Source organism: Sinorhizobium sp. 6-70 (assembly GCF_030124375.1).
Classification (GTDB): Bacteria; Pseudomonadota; Alphaproteobacteria; order Rhizobiales; family Rhizobiaceae; genus Sinorhizobium.
Genome location: NZ_JASKLS010000002.1, coordinates 690,300 through 713,167 on the forward strand (window position 1 = coordinate 690,300; position 22,868 = coordinate 713,167).

17 protein-coding genes are annotated in these 22,868 nt (G+C 60.8%); 5 read left to right on the forward strand and 12 right to left on the reverse strand.

Annotated features, from left to right (window positions below; genetic code table 11):
* Nucleotides 1–122: 122 nt before the first annotated feature.
* On the reverse strand, nucleotides 123–1,091 hold the full coding sequence (locus tag QN222_RS06895; RefSeq protein ID WP_283963524.1) for a polysaccharide lyase: 969 nt from the start codon (nucleotides 1,089–1,091) through the stop codon (nucleotides 123–125).
* A 31-nt stretch (nucleotides 1,092–1,122) separates the two neighbouring features.
* Complete coding sequence (locus QN222_RS06900; protein WP_283963525.1) at nucleotides 1,123–2,472, reverse strand: adenylate/guanylate cyclase domain-containing protein; 1,350 nt, start codon at nucleotides 2,470–2,472, stop codon at nucleotides 1,123–1,125.
* Nucleotides 2,473–2,862: 390 nt separating this feature from the next.
* Here QN222_RS06900 and QN222_RS06905 point away from each other — a divergent pair, with 390 nt between their 5' ends.
* Entirely contained in the window at nucleotides 2,863–4,200 is a 1,338-nt protein-coding gene (locus QN222_RS06905) for a nucleotide sugar dehydrogenase (protein WP_283963526.1), read from the forward strand.
* A gap of 24 nt (nucleotides 4,201–4,224) precedes the next feature.
* Here the strand turns inward: QN222_RS06905 and QN222_RS06910 are convergent, their stop codons facing one another.
* Complete coding sequence (locus QN222_RS06910) at nucleotides 4,225–5,388, reverse strand: DUF3095 domain-containing protein (protein WP_283963527.1); 1,164 nt, start codon at nucleotides 5,386–5,388, stop codon at nucleotides 4,225–4,227.
* 254 nt (nucleotides 5,389–5,642) lie between these two features.
* On the opposite strand from QN222_RS06910, the gene QN222_RS06915 reads away from it, so the two are divergent.
* Nucleotides 5,643–6,473, forward strand: a complete 831-nt coding sequence (locus QN222_RS06915) for an MBL fold metallo-hydrolase (protein ID WP_283963528.1) — start codon at nucleotides 5,643–5,645, stop codon at nucleotides 6,471–6,473.
* Here QN222_RS06915 and QN222_RS06920 read toward each other — a convergent pair.
* The 3 genes from QN222_RS06920 to QN222_RS06930 form a co-directional block, all read right to left on the reverse strand.
* A complete protein-coding gene (locus QN222_RS06920; RefSeq protein ID WP_283963544.1) occupies nucleotides 6,460–7,269 on the reverse strand; it encodes a polysaccharide deacetylase family protein in 810 nt (269 codons plus the stop codon). The genes QN222_RS06915 and QN222_RS06920 overlap by 14 nt on opposite strands.
* Nucleotides 7,266–8,363: a glycosyltransferase family 4 protein gene (locus QN222_RS06925; protein WP_283963529.1), complete on the reverse strand. Its 1,098-nt coding sequence runs from the start codon at nucleotides 8,361–8,363 to the stop codon at nucleotides 7,266–7,268. Before QN222_RS06925 ends, QN222_RS06920 begins: the two co-directional genes overlap by 4 nt.
* 132 nt (nucleotides 8,364–8,495) lie before the next feature.
* Complete coding sequence (locus QN222_RS06930) at nucleotides 8,496–10,613, reverse strand: mechanosensitive ion channel family protein (RefSeq protein ID WP_284005322.1); 2,118 nt, start codon at nucleotides 10,611–10,613, stop codon at nucleotides 8,496–8,498.
* A gap of 373 nt (nucleotides 10,614–10,986) precedes the next feature.
* On the opposite strand from QN222_RS06930, the gene QN222_RS06935 reads away from it, so the two are divergent.
* The gene (locus tag QN222_RS06935) at nucleotides 10,987–11,679 is read left to right on the forward strand and encodes a hypothetical protein (protein WP_283963531.1); all 693 of its coding nucleotides are present in this window, start codon (nucleotides 10,987–10,989) and stop codon (nucleotides 11,677–11,679) included.
* 83 nt (nucleotides 11,680–11,762) lie between these two features.
* Here the strand turns inward: QN222_RS06935 and QN222_RS06940 are convergent, their stop codons facing one another.
* Nucleotides 11,763–14,078, reverse strand: coding sequence for a polysaccharide biosynthesis tyrosine autokinase (locus QN222_RS06940; protein WP_336621010.1), 2,316 nt, complete (start codon nucleotides 14,076–14,078; stop codon nucleotides 11,763–11,765).
* A 294-nt stretch (nucleotides 14,079–14,372) separates the two neighbouring features.
* Between QN222_RS06940 and QN222_RS06945 the strand changes: the two genes are divergently transcribed.
* On the forward strand, nucleotides 14,373–15,656 hold the full coding sequence (locus QN222_RS06945; protein WP_284005323.1) for an O-antigen ligase family protein: 1,284 nt from the start codon (nucleotides 14,373–14,375) through the stop codon (nucleotides 15,654–15,656).
* Nucleotides 15,657–15,803: 147 nt separating this feature from the next.
* Here the strand turns inward: QN222_RS06945 and QN222_RS06950 are convergent, their stop codons facing one another.
* The 4 genes from QN222_RS06950 to QN222_RS06965 form a co-directional block, all read right to left on the reverse strand.
* The gene (locus tag QN222_RS06950; RefSeq protein WP_283963533.1) at nucleotides 15,804–16,967 is read right to left on the reverse strand and encodes a DegT/DnrJ/EryC1/StrS aminotransferase family protein; all 1,164 of its coding nucleotides are present in this window, start codon (nucleotides 16,965–16,967) and stop codon (nucleotides 15,804–15,806) included.
* A gap of 97 nt (nucleotides 16,968–17,064) precedes the next feature.
* Nucleotides 17,065–17,751, reverse strand: coding sequence for a PIG-L deacetylase family protein (locus QN222_RS06955; RefSeq protein ID WP_283963534.1), 687 nt, complete (start codon nucleotides 17,749–17,751; stop codon nucleotides 17,065–17,067).
* A 100-nt stretch (nucleotides 17,752–17,851) separates the two neighbouring features.
* Nucleotides 17,852–18,478, reverse strand: a complete 627-nt coding sequence (locus QN222_RS06960) for a sugar transferase (protein ID WP_283963546.1) — start codon at nucleotides 18,476–18,478, stop codon at nucleotides 17,852–17,854.
* A gap of 116 nt (nucleotides 18,479–18,594) precedes the next feature.
* Nucleotides 18,595–19,761: a polysaccharide biosynthesis/export family protein gene (locus QN222_RS06965; protein ID WP_336621012.1), complete on the reverse strand. Its 1,167-nt coding sequence runs from the start codon at nucleotides 19,759–19,761 to the stop codon at nucleotides 18,595–18,597.
* A 419-nt stretch (nucleotides 19,762–20,180) separates the two neighbouring features.
* On the opposite strand from QN222_RS06965, the gene QN222_RS06970 reads away from it, so the two are divergent.
* Nucleotides 20,181–21,527 carry a lipopolysaccharide biosynthesis protein gene (locus QN222_RS06970; protein WP_283963536.1) on the forward strand — a complete coding sequence of 449 codons (1,347 nt, stop codon included), beginning with the start codon at nucleotides 20,181–20,183 and terminating at the stop codon, nucleotides 21,525–21,527.
* A 50-nt stretch (nucleotides 21,528–21,577) separates the two neighbouring features.
* Here the strand turns inward: QN222_RS06970 and QN222_RS06975 are convergent, their stop codons facing one another.
* The gene (locus QN222_RS06975) at nucleotides 21,578–22,795 is read right to left on the reverse strand and encodes a hypothetical protein (RefSeq protein WP_284005325.1); all 1,218 of its coding nucleotides are present in this window, start codon (nucleotides 22,793–22,795) and stop codon (nucleotides 21,578–21,580) included.
* Between the last annotated feature and the right edge of the window lie 73 nt (nucleotides 22,796–22,868).

Below are 22,868 nucleotides of genomic sequence, written 5' to 3' on the forward strand. Positions count from 1 at the left end.
GTTTCCACCCTCCGGCGATGCTATAGCGTCCGACACCAAAAAAAGAGTAGCCTAGCTTCAGCAGGCTGTCCAGCACGCCCCCGGAAGCGTCAGAAGGGCCGCTGCTGCGCGGCCAAGGCGACTTATGAGAACGGGCAAATGCCGTTCGTCAGGACGTCGGCACACCGTGTCGACCGGCGGAAATCATCGTAGTAAAGCGTCCAGTCGGTCTTGTCCGCCGCCCGATATGGCCCGAACTTGAAATACTGATTCTGGCCGAGCCCCTTATCCGCATGGCCGATATGTCCCTTCACTGTAATGACCGGCTGACCATTGGCGAACAGCTCGATGTGTCCGGACCCGTCGGGACCCGGCTTGGTGAAGACAGCGAAGTCGATCCAGCCGGACTTCGGATCGGGAAGGGGATTGCCGTGATTGGTGACGGTAACCCCAGTTGTGCATGAATTGAAAAGTCGGCCGTCTTCGGGCTTCCAGTTTGCATCGGCCGCGACCAGCATGCGCATCTGATTGAGGTCGGGTCGCAACCACACGGGAACCTGGCCTGGCGCGCAGTTCGCCGGCGTGTTCTGCGGTCCGGTGGACACCGGCGGCAGATAATTGGTCTCAACGGTAACGAAGAGCTTACCCAAGCTCATACGGAACGCCAGAAAGGGGCTGAAGTCTCCATTGGCACCGTGGTCGATTTCGCGTTTCCATTGCGCAATGAGGTAGCGATGGTCTCCACTCGGTACCGGATCGGCGAACTTGACCGAAAAGCCGTACCAGACACCCTGGTCGTAAGGCACACGCAACGCGGTCTTCTCCCAGATCTCCGCCCGCTCGCTGCACCCGTCGTCCGACGGCGGGCATTTCGGTACGATGGACAGTTTCAGACCACCATTTCCGGTGCGTTTGACGTCGCTCTGGAACACATAGGAACCGGCGCTCTGTTCGAAGTTGTCGCGATAGTAGAGCCCGCCTTCGGGGGCGAAATCCTCACCCTCGAACCCGTCGACCAGCATCTGTCCCGGGGTCGCTTGCTGTTCCGTCGATTGGGCATGCGCAACACTTGTCGCAGCAAGGGCTGCGGCCAGAAAAACCACGCGGAACATCGAACCTCCTTAAACCAAGCATCTTGTCGAGCTATTGCAGCATCTTGTCGATGAGGCCGCGCGGCCCCGGCGACTGCTTCGTATTGCGATAGAGCAACATGACATGCTCCGCCTCGGAAAGTCCATCCTGAGTTGCATCGTCGGGGCGCTCCTCCGCGATCGCCGCAAGCGCCGCATCCTTGGGATAGAGGATGGTGAACTTTTGCCGCACGCCGCGCAATTTCTCCTGTCCGAGCGTCGCCCAATCGCCGCCGCAATAATTGACGAAGGCCTCGCTGGCGACGACGTTATGAGCGTATTTCTTCGTCAGGTTCTGGAGCCGCTGCACCTCGTTCACCGCCGAGCCGAAGACCGAAAAGGTCAGCCGGTCGCGAAGCCCGACATTGCCGAACATGACGTTACCGACATGGAGACCGATTCCGTAGCCGATCGGATCGCGCCCCTGTTTCTTTCTTTCCGCGTTCAGCGCCGCCACACGGGCCGTCGCCGCGCTCACCGCCGCGAGCGCCTCGCGGCTGGCAATTTCCGACGGTTCCTTGTGACGGCCGCATGGGTAGACGGCAATGAACCCGTCTCCGACGAAGCTCAGGATCTGCCCGCCGTTTCGATTGAACGGCGTCGCGATCGCATCGAAGAAACCGTTGAGCGTCTCGATATAGGCCTGGCGACCCTCCTTCTCCGCGAGCATGGTCGATCCCCGCATGTCCGCCATCACCAGAACGGCGCGAACCGTCTCGCCGTCGCCGCGCCGGACCTGCCCGCTCATCACGCGCCGTCCGGCATTGGCGCCGAGATACGTCGTCAGCATGTTGTCGGCGAGCTTGCCGAGGACGGCGACCTTGGCAGCAACCGCAAGATGGTTCTGAAGCTTGAGCAGCGCCGCGATCACGTCGTCGGTGAAGCCGCCATGGCGATCCGTCGTCCAGGACCCCACCATGCCGTGCTCGGAGTCGGTCCCGAGCGGCTGCATAAAGGCGAGATAGTCGGTGGCTCCATGCTCCTTCAGCTCATCGAAAATCGGAAACTCCGAGGGCTCTGACGGATCGATGCGCCGCCTCACGTGGTCGAGGTTGTTGTTGAGCAGATAATAATAGGGGCTGCGCAGAAACCGGTCGGGATTGAGAGCCAACTCCTCATGGCGCAAACCGCTGACCTCGACGCCCTTGCCGCGCCACCAGGTAAAACCGAGCGCGTCGTAGAGCGGATGGAGCATCGAGAAGGATAGATGGACGCGCATGAGCGGCAGGCCGGCGGCGGCCAGCCGCTCGCAGAAGCCTCGCACGAGGGTTTCGAGCGTCTCGTCGCTCAAGGAGGCTCGCATGAGCCAGGCTGCGACCTTGTCCAGAAGAATCTCGGAAACGCTGTTGTTGATCGGGCCCATGGCATTCCTCACTATCGGCATGACGGTCAACACCGACGGCTATCGCGCGGGCCCTGCAATCAAGGCCGCGTCCACCTGTGATGCCCGTTGTAACGAACGGCGTGTGCCGCGCCTGGCGGCAGTTGTTGCGGCGATTGAATCGCTGCACTTCCTGCCTGGAGATATTCACCGGCGAGCGCGATTTCCAGAGACGTTCGAAATTTTTGATCATGCATCGATGGTACACGGGATTGATCGCATAATTGCACCCTGCAATTGTTGGGGTTGCCTACGGCTCCCCGCCCCTGCGCTTGACTTGCGACGCCTTTCTCGCCAACAAAACGGCGACATTTTCCGGCAATCGGGATCGTTGCAATCGCCCGCCCTGCCCCTGACAGATGGAACCCTATCTTGACCTCCCTTCCTCACGACAGGCTGCTTGAATCGATCTCAGCGCGCCAGGCACGCGTCGGCGTCATCGGCCTCGGCTATGTCGGCCTGCCGCTCGCCGTCGCGGTGGCACGCTCCGGCTTTCCGGTGACCGGTTTCGACATCGATCCCGCGAAGATCGTCGCCCTGGACGGCGGCCGCTCCTATATCGAGGCGGTGACCGATGAGGCGCTTGGCCGCGAGATCACCGCGGGACGGTTCCGTTCGACGACCGATTTCTCCGATCTTGCCCTGTGCGACGTGATCGTCATCTGCGTGCCGACGCCTTTGACCAAACATCGCGATCCCGACCTCTCTTTTGTAGAGGGGACGGCACGCTCGATCGCCGCCACGCTGAGGCCCGGCCAGCTCGTCGTTCTCGAATCAACCACCTATCCCGGCACGACCGACGGCGTCGTCCGTTCGATCCTGGAAGAAACGGGGCTGAAGTCCGGCGAGGACTTCTTCATCGGCTTCTCGCCGGAGCGCGAAGACCCGGGCAACCGCGCCTTTGAAACCGCGAGCATCCCGAAAATCGTCGCCGGTGACGGCTCGCTGGCCGCGGCCCTGATGCAGCAATTCTACGGCGCCGTGATCAAAACCGTCGTCCCGGTCTCCTCGAACGCCACGGCCGAAGCCGTAAAGCTTACCGAAAACATCTTCCGCGCCGTCAACATTGCCCTCGTCAACGAGCTCAAGGTTGTCTACGAGGCCATGGGGATCGACATCTGGGAAGTCATCGAAGCGGCCAAGACGAAGCCGTTCGGCTATATGCCCTTCTACCCGGGACCGGGGCTCGGCGGCCATTGCATCCCGATCGACCCCTTCTACCTCACCTGGAAATCCCGCGAATACGAGCTGCCGACCCGCTTCATCGAACTCGCCGGCGAGATCAATTCGGCAATGCCGCGCCATGTCGTTAGCCGGCTCGCCGAGGCGCTCGACAGGCGGCAGGGCAAGGCGCTGAGCCGCTCGAACGTTCTCGTCATTGGTCTCGCCTACAAAAAGAACGTGCCGGATATTCGCGAAAGCCCCTCGCTGAGACTGATCGAGCTCATCGAGGAGCGCGGCGGCAGCGCTGCCTTCTACGATCCGCATGTCGAAGAGATCCCCCCGACCCGCGAGCATCTCGCCTTGAAGGGCCGGCGATCGATCCCCTTCGACAATGATAGCGTACGCCGGTTCGATGCCGTGCTTATCGCGACGGACCATGACGGGATCGACTACAAGGCGCTGGCGGATTGGGCACCGCTGATCGTCGATACGCGCAACATTTTTGCGCGGCTCGGCATTGTTGCGGACCACGTGGTCAAGGCCTGATCCCTCGCGAGCGGCCGGTCGCCTTCAGCCAACTGGAGCGAGCGCCGCCTTGAGGTTCTTCGCCGCCATGGCGTAGCCGCCGGCTGCCCCGTCGATGAAATGCACGTGATCGCGGCTCATGGCCGCCGGTACGATACAGGTCATCAGCGCGGAATCCTGCTGATGCAAGCCGTAGCTCGAGACACCGGCCTCGGCAGCCCTCTTCAGCCGTTCCTCGATCTGGCGCAGCCGCTCGATGCCGATATCGATCGTCATCTTCAGCCCGTCGTCGAATTTGCGGAAATCGGAGTTTCTGACCAGGTCGCGCTTGTATTGCGTCGTATCGAACTTGCCGATGTTCCACCCCAACTTGAAGCACACGAACAGCATCACGCTCTGCAGGGTGATCCACGACCAGGCGAGAAGACGTCGGCCTTTCCGCGCCACGGCGCGCGACTCGACTGCAACCCCTTGCATCGACAGCCGAGGCTCGGGACCGTTTTCCGGCACCGGATGCCCGCCTCGTTCCTCGCCTTCGGCCAATGCCACGATGTCGCCAACAAGTGCCTGGAATTCCGGACCATTGCCAAGCAGACCCGGGACCGCAATGATCGACACGATGGCCCCATGGCGGGAGACAATCGGATTCCAACGGCAGGACAGCCCCGTCAGATCCGGCCTGCTTCCGGCCGCCGCGGCCTCGATCTGGTAGCGTCCGGCCTTCATTTCCGCCTCTGCCCAACTGGCACCGCCGCCGGAAAACATCGCGTAGGAGACCTCCTCGCTCGCCTTGAAGCGCGCGACGCGCATGTCGCGCCCGCTGGCGCGGATGTCGGCGACCGGAACAAGTGCTGCCCGCAGTTCGAGGCCAAGCTCTTCCGCGACCCAGGTCTTCGCGGCGGCCAATGCTGCACGCGCCTTAGGCGCCATTGACGCGGGTATTGCCGCAAGCGCCCCGTCGCCTCCGAAAACGAAAGGCAGGTTTCTTTCGTCGAGCGCATTCATCAACGCCGATATGACGCTTGCGCCCGCCATGTTGACGCTTTTGTAACGACCCTCCGCAATGGCGCTGGTCGAATCGACGATGTCAGCGACCGCCAGCACCCATCCATCCGGCAAGGGCCGATAGTTGGCCTCGTCGGCAACCCCCTCGAATGCCTCGAAAAGGGGCAGGCCGTCGTAGAACTGCATACCAGTCGCCTGCGCCATGACCGCGTCCAACCTTTCGACTTTAGCCCAATGCGCTCGGGAATCGCTTTATTCTTCTTCGCTTCGCTCTAAATCACGTTAGATCGGAAGATAAAGTTTCAAAACAGTCTTTGGAGAGCAGGACTTAGAAATAAAGCAACCCCTACAATCTAATTGGACCTTATGCCGTTGCAGGACCCTTATGATCTGTGCTTGTCTAAGGAAATGCACGCAGGCAAAAGCGCCGAGGCGAGCAGGACGAAGCCAAAACGGGAATGCAGGAAAACACCTTTCGAGTGCGGTTCTGGGGAGTGCGAGGCAGTTTGCCGGTATCCGGCGAACAATTTCTACGCTATGGAGGCAATACACCCTGCATCGAAGTCCGTTGCGGCAGCGAAGTTCTGCTGTTCGACGCCGGCTCAGGGTTGCGCGAAGCCGGCGTGGCGCTCACGTTGGAGGGCGTCTCGGCATTCGACCTCTTCTTCACGCATAGCCACTACGATCACATCATCGGCCTCCCCTATTTCAAACCGATCTATAATTGCAGCACGGCCGTGCGTTTCTGGTCCGGCCATCTTTACGGCCGGATGAGCACCAAGAGAATGGTCGGCGAGTTCATGCGGCCTCCTTGGTTCCCGGTCGATACCGGCATCTGCCAGGCGAGCATGGACACTGTCGACTTTCGCCCGGGAGACGTGCTCGCGCCCCGCAAAGGCGTTACCATCCGCACGATGAGCCTCAATCACCCGGGCGGGTGCGTCGGGTACAGGATCGACTGGGGCGGCCGTGCCGTCGCCTTGATCTATGACACCGAACACGAGGCCGGCATTCTCGATCCCGCACTCCTCGAGTTCATCGCCGGTGCCGACCTTATGGTCTACGACTGCACCTATCTCGAGTCGGAAATGCCAACCTATCGCGGCTATGGACACTCGACCGGCATGCACGGCGCCAAGCTGGCGCAAGCGGCCGGCGTGCGGCGCCTGGCAATGTTCCATCACGATCCGTCACGGACGGATCTCGAGCTCGCGGCGATGGAACAGGAGGTGCAGGGCTTTTTCGACGGCGCCTTCGCAGCCCGCGACCACCAGATCATCGAGCTATGAGGTCGCCTCCCCTGCGCCAGCGGCAGGCGGGGTGCACGGCGGTCAGCTCGAACAATCGCGACAAAAACTGCCATACGCTCTCGTCATGGACCAGATGGTGCGTGAGAATGCCGACCGTCTCCTCGTCGAGGTTCATCTCGTCCAGGCGCCGTACGATGTCGTGAATGATTTCCCGGTGATCCCGACAGCCGCGCGTTCCGTGCCAGTCCATCACGTCGACATGCGTGTTGACGAGGCTGAGACCGGGTCGGGGAAAAGCCGATGCGATCGAACCGGGCTTCATGGTCTTTGCACCATCCGGATTGCTCGGGCTCCTTTCGGGGCCGAAGACCGAAAGGGCCGTGAAGCCGATGTCGGGCAGCCCCGCGAGAAGCGCCAGATCGATCCGGTTCCATGGCGGGACGAGAAGCGGGACGAAAGAGGACGGATGGAGCGCGCTGAGACGGGAGTACCCCTTGTCCAGTTCGTCAAGAACGGCCTCTCGCGGCCGGTGGCCGCCGAGCTCCTGCCGCTTTTCCGCCGGCGGCGCATGGTTTTGATGCGTCCAGCCGTGAACGGCAATGCTGATATCGTCACGGCTGGCGAGGTAATGCGAGAGCTCGCCGCTCGTGTGCGCCGGGATCACGGCCAAGGTGATCGGCACAGAAAAACGATCCGCCAAATCCACCAGCCGGTCGAGCGCCGCCGTCGGCGCAACAGCATCGTCGTCGCGCAGCCAAAAATCGGCGCGCCGCCCGGCGGCCCGCAAACGATCCAGCCTGTCGACCATCGGCTGCCAGATCGACGTGTCCATTATGCCGTCTCCTCCACGAAATCCTTGAAGATGTCGCCAAGGCGCGTTGCGGCCGCCTGCAACGAGCGTTGCTCGACAACGAAGCGGCGCGCGCTTGCTCCAAACAGGGTGCGCAGGCCCCTGTCGCTGATAAGGCACCGGATCGCCGCAGCGAACAGGTCGACATCACCGGCGGCCGTCAACAATCCCGTTTCTCGGTCCCTGACCACTTCCGGGACGCCGGCAGTTCGTTGCGCGACGACCGGCAGGCCGGCCGCCTGCGCCTCCAGATAGGAGAGGCCATAAGCCTCGCCGCAGCCCGGCCAGACATAGACATCGCCGCGCGCAAGAATCTCGGCGATCGCGCCGGGCTCTTTCTCGCCGAGCCAATCCAGCCTCCCGGCCGGAAGCGAGGCGAAGGCTTCCTGCACGTCCGCCCGGGCCGGGCCATCGCCGACGATCGACATCCTCCAAGGCAGATCGACCACAAGCGCCAGAGCCTTGGCGAGCATCCGGTAGCTCGCCATCTTGTCGCCCGGCCGCATCATCGCCACGGCCAGCAGCCGGCACATGTCGGCATCGGCTTGTCGAGGTTCGTGAAACGGCGCCACGTCTATGAACGGTGCGAGCATGGCATAGCGGCCACCCGGCATGGCCTCTTCCAGCCCTTCGCGGTCGCGCTGCGTAAAGCAGATGTTGACTGCGGCATGCCTGGCGCCGGCCGCAACGTCATCCTGGGCCGGCTTCCTGGCGCCGACGTTGCGGCGGTACGAGTAGGAGGTTTCGGCGGTGATGTAGGGAATGGAAAATTCCGCCGAAATGCGGGGACCGATGAGGTCCGGTGCCTTGTAGTAGGGATGGTAGCAGAACCACGCGTCGGGCGGCCCCTCGGTACGCCAGAGGTGTCGAAGACGGCGAACCTCGAGATCGGCTTCCGCGCGAAGCGACGAAAGCTGCTCGTCGGATGCCTCGCGTGAAAAGCTGCGCAGTTGCGACGCGATGCCGATGTCATGGCCGCCCAGCCGAAGCGCCTCGATCAGCAGGCGCGCCATCTGCCTGTCACCGGAGGGGACGGGATGATCAGGCGATTTCAAAGGCGCGTAAAAAGCGATCTTCATTCGACGCGAGCTATCCCGCCTTCGCGATCGGATGTCAACATGCGCCGGAACGCGCCTGCGCAGCGGCTGGCATTATCGAGACGCTAACGGGCCTGAAGTCCGTGAGCGGCTCTCGTTCCGCGTTGTCGTGGCTTATTCCGCCGCCGCTTCGCCGGCCTGCGCCAAGGCAGCATTCTTCTTGGCAATTGCATCGCGTGTCGCAGCGGCCGCGGCCGTCGTCGATTGCGCCTCGTCGCCCGCGACCTGCACCGTCGGCGAGGCAAACGAGATGCCGTTCGTCTTGAAGGCATCCTTGATCAGGGCCTGCGCCCGCCGCCGCACCTGGGTCTGGTTTCCCGGCTTCGTCTTCATCGCGAAGCTCAGCGTGACGCCGTAGTCGCCGAACTGCTCGACGCCCTTCATCTTCACCGTTTCAATGATCAACGGCGCGAGTTCCGGGTCCTCGAGCAGCGCGGCGCCGACACCCTTGACCACCTTCTTCACCTTGGCGACATCGGTATCGTAGGAAACGTTGATCTTGAATTTGTCGATTACCCAGTCGCGGCTCATGTTCTGAACAGCGCCGAGCGAGCCGAACGGCACGGTAAACACCGGTCCGCGGTGGTGGCGGAGCTTGACGGAGCGAATGCTGAAGGATTCGACGGTCCCCATATAGCTGCCGCTCTGGATGTATTCCCCGATCCGGAACGCATCGTCCATCATGTAGAACACGCCGCTGATGACGTCCTTGACCAAGCTCTGAGAACCGAAGCCGAGCGCCACGCCGAAGACCCCGGCACCGGCAATGAGCGGCCCGATCGCAACCCCGAGCCCGGAAAGAACCATGAGAACTGCGACCACCGCTATGGAGACTGCGAGGAAATTGCGCAGAATCGGCAGCAGCGTGAGTAGCCGCGTGTTACGCGCAAGCACCACCGGATCCGCGGCCTCGACGCTCGCCTGGCTGATGCGCAGATTGATCAACTCCTTCGCCAGTTGCCAGATAAGATCTGCCGCGAGCAGGATGACCACCCCGGCAAGAACGCCGCGGAAGATGCGGTTGAAGACATCGTCCTGCATCATGGCGGCTCCGTTGAAACGGAAGACGACGGCGAGCCAGGCGGCCGCCAGCGCGATGATCGCCAGCCGGGCGCCCCGTTCGATCAACACGTTGCGCAGCACCCGCATGCCGTCGGCTGCTGAAGTGTCGAGCGTCGCTCTCGTCGTCGCGCTGGTGAAACGCAAGAGCGGCGGCAAGCCGAGAACATAGATACCGATCCAGAACAGAACCTTCATGTCGGCCACCCAAAGGAGCCAGAGCAGCAGCAGGAAGGCGACAAGCATCGCGTTGCGGAGCATCCGGCGCGCACCCGTCAGGGCCTGCGCAGGGCGGCGAAGTGCCGTGTCGATCGCCAGACCGAGAATGACCAGTCCGAGAGTGGCGGTAACGAGTTTGCCGACATCTTCGGGAAACGAAAGCGCCTGCATCAGATCGGCAACCGCCCACATGAAGGCCAGCCCGCAAATGAACAGCACCGATCGATTGAACCAGAAGCGCGCAGCAGCCGGAGCGAGCGCGGCATGTCCCTCCTGCGAGTCCGGTATCACCGCCGACTCGGCCGCCGGCTTGAACACAGCCGAAGCAACGGCAATCAGCAAACGGGCAACGATCCAGGCGATGAGCAGCGGCGCGACCGCTGCCTCAAGTCTGGGTGGCCAATTGGAAAGCACGAAGGCGGCAATACCCCCGATTGCAAAGGCGACGAGAGGTGCGATGCGGATGAAAGCGCCAAGGCCGCCTCCGTACTGGGCCGCATTGCGCTCAGCATTGCGACGCAGGAAATAGCGTAGCAAGTATTCGGCGCCGTAGCCGACGAGCAATATGAAGGCGAACCCCCGCAGAATGGGCATCGTTCCCTGGCTCTGCATATCGCTGGTGATGCGATCCTTCGCGGCCTGCCACTCGGGAACCATCCGTGGAGCCGCGTTCCGCATGCCACCCAGGTGCTTCTTGATTTCCGCGACCCATTGAGAGGCAAGCCCGGTTGACGGCGCGGGCGCCGCGGGCGTCGCCGTCTGCTTGGCCGCCAGCCATTGGCGAACCGCTGGGTCGTCGAGCAATTCGATCAGTTGCTGCACCTTGGCCGGCGGCGCCGCGGCCGTCGGCTGCTGTGCGGCTAGAGGCCCTGTCAGCGCGAAAATCAACTGGAGAGCTAGGACAAGGAAGACGAGAATTGCGCCTTTCCTGCAATGACTTGAAGCTGCGTGCATAAAACCAGCCTTTCCCATTGCGACGATGACCCCCTACGCGCCGCGCGCCTGTCAGACGCACAAAGGACGCTGCATGTTTTTGTGCCTAAATCGGCTACGATTTAACGAAACATGCAGTAGGCCGTTAGTCTACACCTTATCCTACATAGCAGATGACTAATAAAAGTGTCACAGCGCACGGCCATCCTGCGCGATCTGATCTGTCATTGATCGAATTCGGGATCCGCTCGTGCAAAGCAGTTCTGTGTTTCGCTCGCCTGCCCTGCGATATCCGCGGTCCCCGCTGCGTGTGGCCCTCGGGGACTTGAAACCGGCCATTGCACGCATAGTTTTTCCGGAAGGGAATTTGGCGATCAAAGAGGGGAAAGCCGCGATGCCGATGAAGATTGCGAATACGGGCGCCATCCATGGAGGCCACATCGCCTCGGCGCGGCTGCTGACCGGCGCCCTGGCGACGGCCCTCGTCCTTTTCTCTGCCGGCGGCATGTCGGCTAAGGACGGCAGGCTTTCGGGTCTGCCTTCCCTGATCCTCGGCGGCCAGACCGCCGAGGCGCCGACGTATAATTTCGAGCAGCCATTCGTGGAGGAGGTCAAGGCGCCGGCCATCACCATCGTCCTCGACAAGACGACGCTCGATGACATCAAGGCTGCATTCGGCGGCGAAGTTCGGATGCGCTCGGCCGGGGAGATTGCGGTCGGGTGGCTGTGTTACACCTTTACCTCGCAATCCGGTCAGCGCGATGTCTGGTTCATTGCCAACGACATGCAGACCGCATCCGCAGCGGGACAGGTCGTCAATATGATTGCGATCGAGGAGACGTCCGAGGATCAACCCGATTGCGACAAGGGGCAGTTCGATGTTCAGGACTGGACAATTCCCATCCCGACGCTCGGCGACGACAAGGCATCCCTCCAACAACGCTTCGGCAACGCTCCGGAGAGCGGCCTGGTGCGCTACGCTCATGAAGGAGCCAGCGCAGATGCGCAAATATCGCAGTCGCTGGTCTATCGCTTGAAGGACGGCAAGATCGATGCTGTCGCTTTCACCCAGGTCAAATCGAAATAGTTGCGATCGCTGCAGCAATCCTTGCGCGTCTGAAAAGACGCGCAAGGTAGCCGCGGTGCGATCTGGCGAGGACCGGAGGGCTCTCACACCCTCGCTCGACCGCGCCTCTTGAAGGCCGGCAGGCCGCCTGCGGGCAGGTGCCGGAACTTGTTGCGAATTTGTGACCACAGGGACTTGAGGGATTCGGGCCGCCAGGTTTTCGGACCGGCGCCGCGGCGACCGGCGAAATTCAGGATACTGCCGACTATAGGCGCGCGGCCAATGTTCAGGCGCTCGACCGATTCAAGCAATTCGGTCTCCTGTGTTCTTCCGGCCGCCACCATCACCAGAACCGCATCGACCTGGGATGACAGCCACACGGAGTCGTCGTCGTGTGCGATCGCCGGCGGGTCGATTATGACAAGATCGAAGCGACGGCGCAGTTCCTGGAAAAGCCGTTCATGGTCATGCAGGCCGAGGCGTGAGTTGATGACACGCAGGAACGGATATTCGGGAGCGACGCTTATGATCGACTCAAGGTCGGTCGTGCCGTCCAGAAACATGCCGAGCGTTGGATTTCTGTTGCTGATGCCGAGCATACCGGCCGCGCCGTTCGGCTTGGGATCGATATCGAGAATAACGGCCCGCAGGCCGCTGAGAGTGGCCGTTGCCGCCATTCCAAGGGCGCAGGTCGTCTTGCCCTCGGCCGCACCCGCGGAAAAGAACATGACGACCTTCACGTCCGCGCCAAACTCCAGCGCGCGCCAGGCAAGGCACAGGGAACGCATCGAGCGCGCAAAAGGCGAATGGGGACTGGCGAGCATATGCTGATAGGGCGTCTGTCCCGGCTCCAGAATCCCTTCCACGTCCGGGATCGAGATGATGTTCGGGCGCTTGATGATGCTCTCAACCTTTCGCGCCGTGCGAATACGGGTGTCCAGCCCATCCATGATGAACATCGCGACGACGGCCAGCAGGAGAGAAGCGACCGCGGCGATCGGAATGATGAGTGCGGGCCGCGGAAAGGATGGCTCGCGGAGAATTTCAGCAAAGGACGCGATACGCGCCGTGGCCTTGACCTCTTCCTGCTCCGGATCGAAGGAACCGAGCCGAAGCACCACCTCGTCATAGCGCTTTTGTTCCGAGAGCAGGTCACGCTCGAGCTCGCGACGGCGAATTTCATCAAGATTGCGGACCTGCATCTCCTTTTGCAGTTGGCTGACCTCCTGCTGGAACTTCTTCACTCTTATGGTCGCAACCTCGGCGTCATTCTCCAGTTCCCGCAGAATTCGCCCGACCTCCTCATTGATCAGACGCCGATTGGAGACGATCTGCGCATCAGATTCCACCACGAGAGGGTGGTTTCGCCCAAACTTCGCGGTGAGCTGCGCCCGTTCGCGCAGAAGGCGACCCTCCTCTTTTCTCAAGGTAATGAGCAATTCCGAGGTCACGACCTTTCCGGCAGAATCGATACCCGTCGAAGCGAGCAACTGCTTGGCCTCGTTATATTTTGCCCATGCGCCCGCCTCATCGACGCGCGCGACGGTAAACTGGGTATTCAACTGCTCGGTACGAGCACGCAGCACATCGTCGCGCGGATCGAAAGCCAGATCGCTTCTGGCCGCAAACTCCGCCATCTCGCGCTCTTTTTTCGCGATCGATGTCGCCAGGCCGCCGGCTTGCAGGCGCAGATAATTCACGGTGTTTTGCGCGGCGGACTCCTTTAGGCGCGATGTCCAGGCCACGTAATTTGACGCTACGCCGTTGGCGACCTCGGCCGCTCTGGCCGGGAACTCGTGATGAACGGAGATGGTCATCGCCAGGCTGTCGCCCCTGCGGTCAGCGGCCACGGAAGCCTGCAGCCTCGTAATCGCACGGTCTCGCGACCGTCCCCCGGCGGCAATGTTTGCCCGCAGGTCCTCGCGACCACGCGAACTGCTGGCATTGGAAGTGGAAGAGTCTCCGAAAAGAGCCTTCAGAGCGGTCCACGTCGATTCAGAGGAAGCCTGTTTTTCAGCAAGACGCAGGTTGAAATAAGGGTCTTCCTGAAGTCTCAGATCGTCGACGACAAATCCCAGGAATTCGCGCGATCTGACCAGATCCATCTCCGTATCCATCGCGGATTTGTCACGCTCGAGTTTCTGCAACTCGAGCACCGACTCGTAGGGACGTGTGTCGTTGCGGTCGAACACCAGCGTCGACGACGCCGTATAAACCTTGTCGAGCGAGTAGGTGACTATAGTGGCGAGCAGCGTGCCGACGACGACGACCGCGGCGATCAGCTTGGCGTAGCGCCGCAAGAGATCCAAAACGTCATGGAGGCTCTGAATCGATGCCTCTCGTTGGCCCGCGCCGCCCAGGTTTGCAAGCCTCCTGGCTTCTTCGCGAACTTCGAAATCCCGATCAAAAGTAAGCATCATGCCCCTCTTCCAACCCCGTCGGACACCGAAGCCCAGACTGAAAATTGGGGTCAAATTTCTAATGTGAAAAGGTTGCTGCTATGCAATATTTACTCAGCGGCCAAATGCGTGCAAAGTTAGAAAGCTTTAAGTACTTAACACACATCTCATCCGCGGGATGAGCAAGTAAATTTTTATATCTCGCAAAATCGTGCTTCGCGCGATTTTGCCATATTGGCTTTCTTCGCGCGATTTATTTTTGACGGATGTTAGCGGACGTCCGGGGGCAAAAGCAAGAGTTTACGCGGGCCGACAATGATAAGTGCGGTTGACTCCAGATTCGCAGTCCCGGCCAGATCCAAGCGAGAGGTCTGGCAACGCATCGAATTCCTGACTGTGGGCGCTGCGATCTTTTTTTCGCCCGTCAATGTTTTGCGGCTCAATCAGTTCTACTTCACGCTCAGCGATGCATTGTTCAGCCTGGCGTTGATCCTCGGCCTGATCAACGGACGCATCCCCTTGCGACCGCTCGGCCGCGTCAGCACGGTCGTCTGGTTGTCGGGGCTTTGCTGCATCGCATTCGGTCTCCTGATCAGCAGCCTCGTCAGCCCGGATCCGATAAGAGGTCTGGTCGTTCCCGGTCAGTACATATTTGCATACTTCATCGTCCTTCTTATCATCGCCGGTCGCCCGGTGGAGGAAACGATCAAGCTGGCGAAGTTTTATGTCCTCTCCGTATTCTTGATGTGCGTCCACGCGATCTATCTCATCCACTGGGATGGACAGAAGAACACGACCTTCGTGAGCGGCAGCGGCCGATTTACGGGCTTTGTCGAACGAGAAAACGAATGCGCGGCACTGATCGCTTTGGCTGTGCCGATACTGCTGCTTGCCGCCACGACGGGCAAACTGAGGAAGATCTATGTCGCCATTGCGGTCCCGGTCATGGGCTACGGCATCATGTTGACCGGATCCAACAGCGGCCTCGCCTGCCTTGCTTACGGACTGATGGTCTTCCTGTTGATCACGGCCAATTGGAAGCGCCTGTTGGCCGGCGCCGGCGTCGCCCTTGCGGCAGCGGCGATTATGTTGGACGCAGGCCGCGAATATCTACCCGCGATCTTCCAGAAGCGGGTGCTCGGTGCGCTGGAAACGGGCGACTTGAGTCAGGCAGGGACCTTCGACCACCGTCTTGAGCTCATTCATGAAGCCATGAGCCTCGTCGAATCCAATTTCTGGATCGGGCTCGGCGCCGATCAATACATGGTCGTGAGCTACATCGGGCGGCCGGTGCACAACGTTTATCTCCTCATGTGGAACGAAGGGGGGATCGTGGCCGTGAGTGGCTTTCTGATCATGCTCCTTGCAGGACTCGGGCCGATTGCTCGGGCGTTCAAATTGCCGGGTGGGCTTCCCTTTGCCGCCTGCGGCTTCGTCTGCGTGAGCATGTTCCTGTTGGCGGTCAATGCTTTCACACATGTCTATGGCCGGTTCTGGTCCGTGCCGATCATCCTTTCGGTCACATTGGCGCAGGCTTACTGCCAGAGCTGGCATAACCGGTTCTCACAGCCGCGCTTCTTCGGGCCGGAGCGTAGATAACGAGCATCAGACCTGTAGCATGGGCGGAAAATCGCGGCGTCGTCGCTCGTCCGATTCTATCGAGAAAGCCGGACAACAGGCTCGTCTTTTCGGGCACGGGCCGGTCGCGCGCGGCGGCTATCGCTGCGCCGATGCCGCCTGCCTCGTTTACTCGGCGCTGGCGCTTGCGAGCACGTCGCGCATCACATGCGCGCTCCTCTCCATCGCGACGGTATCGAGGGCAGGATCGACGAGAAAGGCGAGACTCGTGTCACCGAGTTCTCGTGCATTGGACAGCCTCTCGCTCGGGCCCATGCCGATATCGGTGAACGCCTTCTCCAAATAGATCTCGGAACAACTTCCGCTGAAACAGGCGACGCCGGCGGCATTGATCTCACTGATAATCCGGTCCCGGCTCCACCCGGATTTGAGATATTCAGGCCGTACGAAGGTGTAGAAGCGGTACCAGGCATGCTGGAGGTGGCTGGGCGGCGACGGTGTCCGCAGCGCTTCAATGCCCTCGGTCGCCTTTGCAAGAATTGCCGCGTTATGGGCGCGTATGTCACGCCACTTCAAAAGGCGCTGGAGTTGGCGCAGGCCCAAAACAGCCTGGATGGACGTCATTCGCCAGTTGGTTCCTATGGATTCGTGCAGCCAGCGAAAGCCGGGCGGATGCTGCTTGTTGAAGACCGTGTCATAGGACTTCCCATGGTCCTTGCGGCTCCACGCACGCTTCCAGAGACCCTCGTCGTTCATGGCGACAAGGCCGCCCTCCCCGCCGGTGGTGATGATCTTGTCCTGACAGAAGGAGAATGCGGCAATATCTGCAAAACTGCCGACGGGCCGGCCATCGATCTCAGCGCCATGCGCTTGCGCACAATCCTCGATAACCCAAAGGCCCTTTTCCCGCGCCAGCGCCATGATCGCCGGCATGTCACATGGCCAACCGGCAAGATGGACGACGATGACACCCTTCGTCCGCGGCGTGAGTTTCGCCCTTATGGTTTCGGCGGTGATGTTCTGGCTGTCGCGATCGACGTCGGCGAATACCGCGACGCCACCGGCCATGGGCACGGTGGAGGCCGATGCTATGAAGCTGCGCGGCGTCACGATGACCTCGTCGCCCGGTTGAAGGTCCAGCGCGTAGAGCGCAAGATCCAGCGCGACGGTTCCATTCGCCAGCGCGATGGCGTGTTTTACTCCCAGGAACCGCTCATAGGCGGCCTCAAAGTTGCGTACATGTGGCCCCGTCCAGGCGTTCACCTCACCCGACCTTAAGACCGACACGACATCTTCGATCTGTTCTTCGTCGTAAACTGGCCAGCGTCCCATTCTGTCTCTCCAAGCCGCTTTCGGGTTTCATTGCATCGGGTACCGGCCAAATGCCGGCACATCCTACCGCCCGTTTTCGAGGTCGCGCCGTGTGGCCTCACGCGACGTGCCGGACCAAAACAAATGCCTCCGCCGCTTGCCGCAAGATCGTCGCGCCGCGCAGAGTGGCGAGCGCCCGTAATGCGGCCAGCGATCGCTCGTGTGGCGGTTGGCGCAACTGAGAAGCAAAGGCCTGCATCGCCTCCAATTTGGTTTCGATCTGCGCGGCGATATCGATGAAGACATTCGGTACGAAGGTCGGCGACAGGTAGGGCGCGTTCCAATTCGTTTCGGACAGGGTTTCATAGGCGAGAATGCGCGTGGGAAACTCGGCTTGGTGCGGCCTGCAGGCCACCAGCGAGGAGGTGAAGGTGAGCTGATGGTCGATATGCATGTCGCCCACGAACGGCACGAAGACCGTCTGAGGCGCAAGGCGGCGCACGAGCTCGGAAAGCGTGCCGTTCAAGCTGGTGTGCGGCGTCTCAGACAGCCCGGCCGCCGGAAGTCCGAGCCAGAACGTATCCTTTACGCCAAGAACAGCGTGAGCCATCCTTGCCTCTGCCTGTACCCTGGCCACCGCATCGGGCGCAAATGCCGGCGGCTTGCCCTCGGTGACAATCGCAACAAACACATCCTCGCCTTCCGCGGCAAGCCTTGCGATTGTCCCGCCGGCACCGAGCACTTCATCGTCCGGATGAGGGGCGATCACGAGGGTGCGTCCAAACGCCAATCTTAACCCCTGCATCGCACGTCCTTAACAAAGCTGGTTTTCTTCATCAGAAATATCCCTGCATTCAATGGTTTCGCTCGAACTGCCATATCGGGGCCGCGGCCGCCATCGCCGGCTAGCCCGGCAAATTGGCGCGCCTGGCTGCCAAATACTCCTCCGCTATTCTCAGATGCTCGCAGTGCACCTTTTCGCCAAGGACGATCGTTTTCAATGTCATGAGGACAATAAGCCCATCGAGGCGCAAGCTGGCATGTCCGACGTACCAGAGATCCAGAGCGATCTTCTGGTCGTCCGACAGACGCGTGTTGCCATTGACTTGCGCCCAGCCTGTCAGCCCCGGCGGGACCAAGCAACGAAGACGGCCAAATTCGCCGAAGGCGGCAAGAGTTGCCACGGGCAGCGGCCGCGGCCCTACCAACGACATGTCGCCGCGCAGGATCGACAGCAGTTGCGGCAGTTCATCGAAGCGCAACCGCCGCAAAAGGGCCGTCAGCTTCGTTTGCCGCAATTCGTCGGCCAGCAGTTCGCCGTCCGGTCCTCGCGCGTCCGTCATGGTGCGAAACTTCAATATCGTGAAGGCACGCATCCCGACGCCAGCACGCACCTGCGTGAAAAACAGCGGCCGGCCAAGGTTGATCCAGACGACGATCGCCGTCAGAGCCATCAAGGGCAGGCACGGGACAAGCGCGACAGCCGCAAACAGGGACTCGATGGCGCGCCTGAAAGCGGCCGACCGTCGCAGCAGCGGCCAGGCGGGAACAGAAACCACGCGATCAAGGTTCGCCTTCAACTCAAAATTCCCTTGGAAGGATGAGAGTCCGACTGAAAAGTGACGTGACGACGCCGACGCGGGCGTCGCTAAATTCCGGCAATGGCGACGACCAGAACGTCGCCAGGCAGCATTTCTGTCAAAGTCGACGCCTTTATGCTGGTCGGCGTTCCTGCCACCGGATTGCGCCTTATCTCATAAGTATATGAAATCTTTTTTTGTTTCGATGCATCGGCGTCCACGGCAGCCATGAGCAGCATTTGCTCTTCTGCCGACTGCCGTTCTGCGATGAGTTTCTTGATGGCAATATCTCGCTCTTGCAGCAGGGTCAGGACTTCCTTCTCCCTGTCGGCGCTGAGTTTCGACAGTTGCAGCTTCATCTCGCTCAACTCCTGGCGCGACCGCGCAAGCGTTGCAAACGTCTGAAGAAGCTGCGCCTTCTCCGCAAGGGCATTGTTCTTTGCTCGAGAAAGATCGCTTTCCGTGTTCAGTTCTCGCTTGCGCAGGGAACTGATGCGTTCCAGGTCCTTCTCGTTGTTCGAGACAACCTCCTTCTGCTGCGCCACCAGTTCGTTCAGGATGTCGACCCCGCCTTCGGCCTGCACGATGCCATCCGCCAGGATCTGGAGTTGAGACTTTCGGGCCGCCAGGTCGGCCGTCAGAATTTTCTCCTGAAGCTCGATGACGCCTCGCACCGAAGCATCCTTGATGTAGTCCTGGGCGATTTCGGGCACATCGTTCAGGTCGACTTTGGGCTTGGATTTCAGTTGAGCCACGAGCCTGGCTGCATAGATGCCCTCATGGATGATCTCTGCGTCGGCACCCTCGATCTCTGCGCGAAGGCGCGCGCGCGCCACGATCCGTTCCGACGGGTTCGAGGTGATGACCTGCGTGCCGCCCGCCAAACCGATGGCTTGCTCGACGGTCAGGCCGCTGTAGTACGGAAATGAACCAGGCGTCTTCACTTCCCCGAGCACGAAGACCGGCCTGAAACTCGCGATGTTCAACGACAGCTTCGGGTCGACCAGTATCTCGCGTCGCCGGTATTCGTCCTTCAGCTTTTGCATGGCCTCCGTCACCGTGAGGCCGACCACGTCGACGGCGCCGATCAGCGGGAACGGTGCTTCGCCATCGTTGGAAATCGTCGCATTGACCGGCAGTTCGGCGTCATCGAGAAAGTCGAAGGTCAGCACGTCGCCGATGGCAAGCCGGTACTCTGCCGCTTGCACTCGCGGTTCGCCGATCGCCGCGACCATGATCGCCAAGAATGCGACAGCCAGAAGCGCGATCAGCGAGCGCGCTCCCCAGTCGGACAGCGACGCACTCATTCTCTTTGTTGCACGGAGGGTACCCATCTCAAACAGTCCCCCAAAAAAACAAATTAAGAAAACGCTACCAAAAAATATTGGCCAACTATATTCTTCCTGCCGCTGCCGCGTCAAAGGAAATTGGCAGTACTCTTCAACGCTGGGGGCAATCGGCGATTAATACTGTCTGGCGGCAGTCTCGTTCGGCCTGCCACCGAAGGTGCGTGTCATTCAAAGTTTTTCGGCGGGGCGCCAACCGCCATGCATTTTATTTATTATCGATAAGAAATCGCCGGCAACCCGGCAACAGCTTTTTCTCAAACGAAATCATAGTCCTGCTTCCACCATTGAGATGTAGGAAGGTTCCTTTGACGATAAGAAAAAGGCTCGGCAAAAAACTCGGTATCCTGCACCAACTCCTCGACCGCGAAACGAATCTCAGGACGCGTCTCGAGAATGTCGCGCATCTGCTGACCGGGAATGTACTGAGCTCCGTGCTCGGGCTCATTGGCTTTGCGCTGACGGCAAGGGCGCTCGGCCCGTCGGATTACGGAGCTCTCGCCCTTTGCTTCACCTACGTCAGTGTCATCGAAAGGCTCATCAGCTTCCAGTCGTGGCTCCCGCTGATCAAGTATGGCGCGGAAGCGCAGAATGCGGGCGAGACTGCGCAATTCCAGTCCCTGCTCAAGTTCGGACTGCTGCTCGATATTTCGGCGGCGACGGCCGGCTGGCCGATCGCGGTCGCTCTCCTTTTGATCGGCGCTCCCTGGTTCGGTGTGTCTCCTGAGATGTCCGGGCTGGTCATGCTCTATTGCGCCGTCCTGCCGTTCCAGATCTCCGGAATGCCGATGGCGGTGCTGCGGCTGTTCGGCCGGTTCAGGACAATTGCCTACGGCAATGTTGCGACGAGCATCTTGCGCGTCGTGCTTTGTGCGATCGGCATCATGACCGGCGGTGGTTTTTTTGAGTTCATGCTGATCTGGATGACGTCGCAAATCGTCGGCCCGCTCACCGTGCTCGGGCTCGCCTGCGTGGAACTGCACAGGCAGGGACTTCTCGCGGGACTGCTTTCCGCTCCGCTCAAGGGTGTGACATCGAAATTTCCGGGCATCTGGAGATTCGCGATCTCGACGAATATATCGCTGACCATCCGCTCGAGCGCCAACCAGATCGATACCCTTCTGGTCGGTTATCTGGCCGATCCCGCCGCGGCGGGTCTTTACCACATCGCCAAACGCATCGGGCGAATAGCGCAGCAGGCCGGCGACCAGCTTCAGACCGTCGTTTATCCCGAACTCGCCAGGGCCTGGGCGTCAAAGGCGATAGCCGAATTCCGCCACGCGATCGTGCAGACGCAAACCCTTCTTCTGGGCTTCGGACTGCTCCTGACCGGCGGACTTTACATCGCGATCGAGCCGCTGCTGAGATTGGCGGCAGGTCCGGAGTTTGTCGCCGCCGCCCCGCTGGTTATCGTCCAGTCCATTGCGGTGACGATGACGCTTTGCGGCACGGTCATCCGATCGGCGCTTCTTGCGATGGGCCGCGAGGACCAGGTTCTTCGCGGTGTGCTGATCGCCACCGCGGCATTCCACGCAACCGCTCTGCTGCTCGTCCCCGTCATGGGCGCCATGGGCGCGAACGTGGCTCATATCGTCATGGCGACGATCTGGCTTTCGGCGATGATGATCGTCTATCGTCGCCAGCCGAAACAATAGCGCCTTGCGACACCGTCTCATCGGAAGTGCTTACGATGCGGATCAGCGGCTTACTGCGGATACCTCCCGGCGGTGCGTTCCTCCGAAAGCCACTGCATGAAATCGTCGAAATTGGACCAACCGTTCTCATCCGAATCTTCCCACGCGTCGCTCTTCGCGGGATTTGCTCCGAAGCGCGGCTCGACGCTGTCGGCCAGCCCGTCGCCATCGGCGTCGATGTAAGGTTCCGCAGAGGCGATATCAGGCAAGGGGCCAGGCTCCTTCACCATTTCTCCACCGCCTTCGGCGCCCATTTGCCCCACTTCATTGATGAGCCTTTGATCGACGGCATCGCGCGGAAAGGCGCCGGCACTCCGGATTATTTCTTCATAGGCCTGCTCGGCCGTCAAAACCTCTGAAACGGCCAGGGCACAGGGCGGCTTGTCGACGAGGACATCTTCGGTCTCAGGGGAGAGGAGAACGACAGATTTGTTGCTCGGGCTCCACGTCACATTGCCGGTCTGATAGATGTGCGGTTTGTCGACACTGGCAGCTTGGTCCCAGGCCATCGCATAGGTAAGGTCGTTGGTGCTTGCGCCCGCCTTGAAATAGTTGCCGACAAACGCGATCGGCGTGCCGCCCGGATACTGCGAGAAGATTTCGCCCCACTCGGACAAGGCGTTGAAAAACAGGTTGTTGACGATCTCGACGCACGAGTTGGCGTAGTGGTTGTTGTCGGGATTGCGGTCCCGGTTGGAAATGCAGGCATTCCGCATGAAGGTGATGTTCTGGGGCACCCGCGGGTCGGAGCCGATGAGCGCGCACTTGCTGTGCTTGTTGAGCCCCTCGCCAAAGATCGAGTTTGCCACAGTCAGGTCGCTGGTATTGGAATGCGAATTGAAGTTTTCGTCTGTCGACCACGACGTGGACACATGGTCGATGTAGACCTTCTTGCTATCCTCGACCGTCACGCCATCGATGTTGGAGATCGTGTTGGGCAGGCGGGGACGGACGCGCAGGTGGCGAATGATGACGTCGTCGGCTCTCTTCACGACGAGAGGCGTGTGTTTCTTTTCGTCATTGCGCTCATCGATCGTCAGGAGAACTCCCCCACCCGGCGCGGTCTGGCCGAGAATCGACACTTGTCCGCTTCCCTTGCCGATGACCAGGGACTTCTTTAGCCGGATGACGCCGGAGACGCGAAAGATGCATGTGCGCGGGCCTCGCATCTCCGCGCAAGCCCGCAGGCTGCCGGGGCCGGCGTCATCGAGATTTGTAACGGGCACCACCGCCCCGTTCCTTCCGCCGGCAGCGTGTCTGCCATAGCCCTGTGCTCCCGGGAACGCCGTCTGAGCAGCGTCC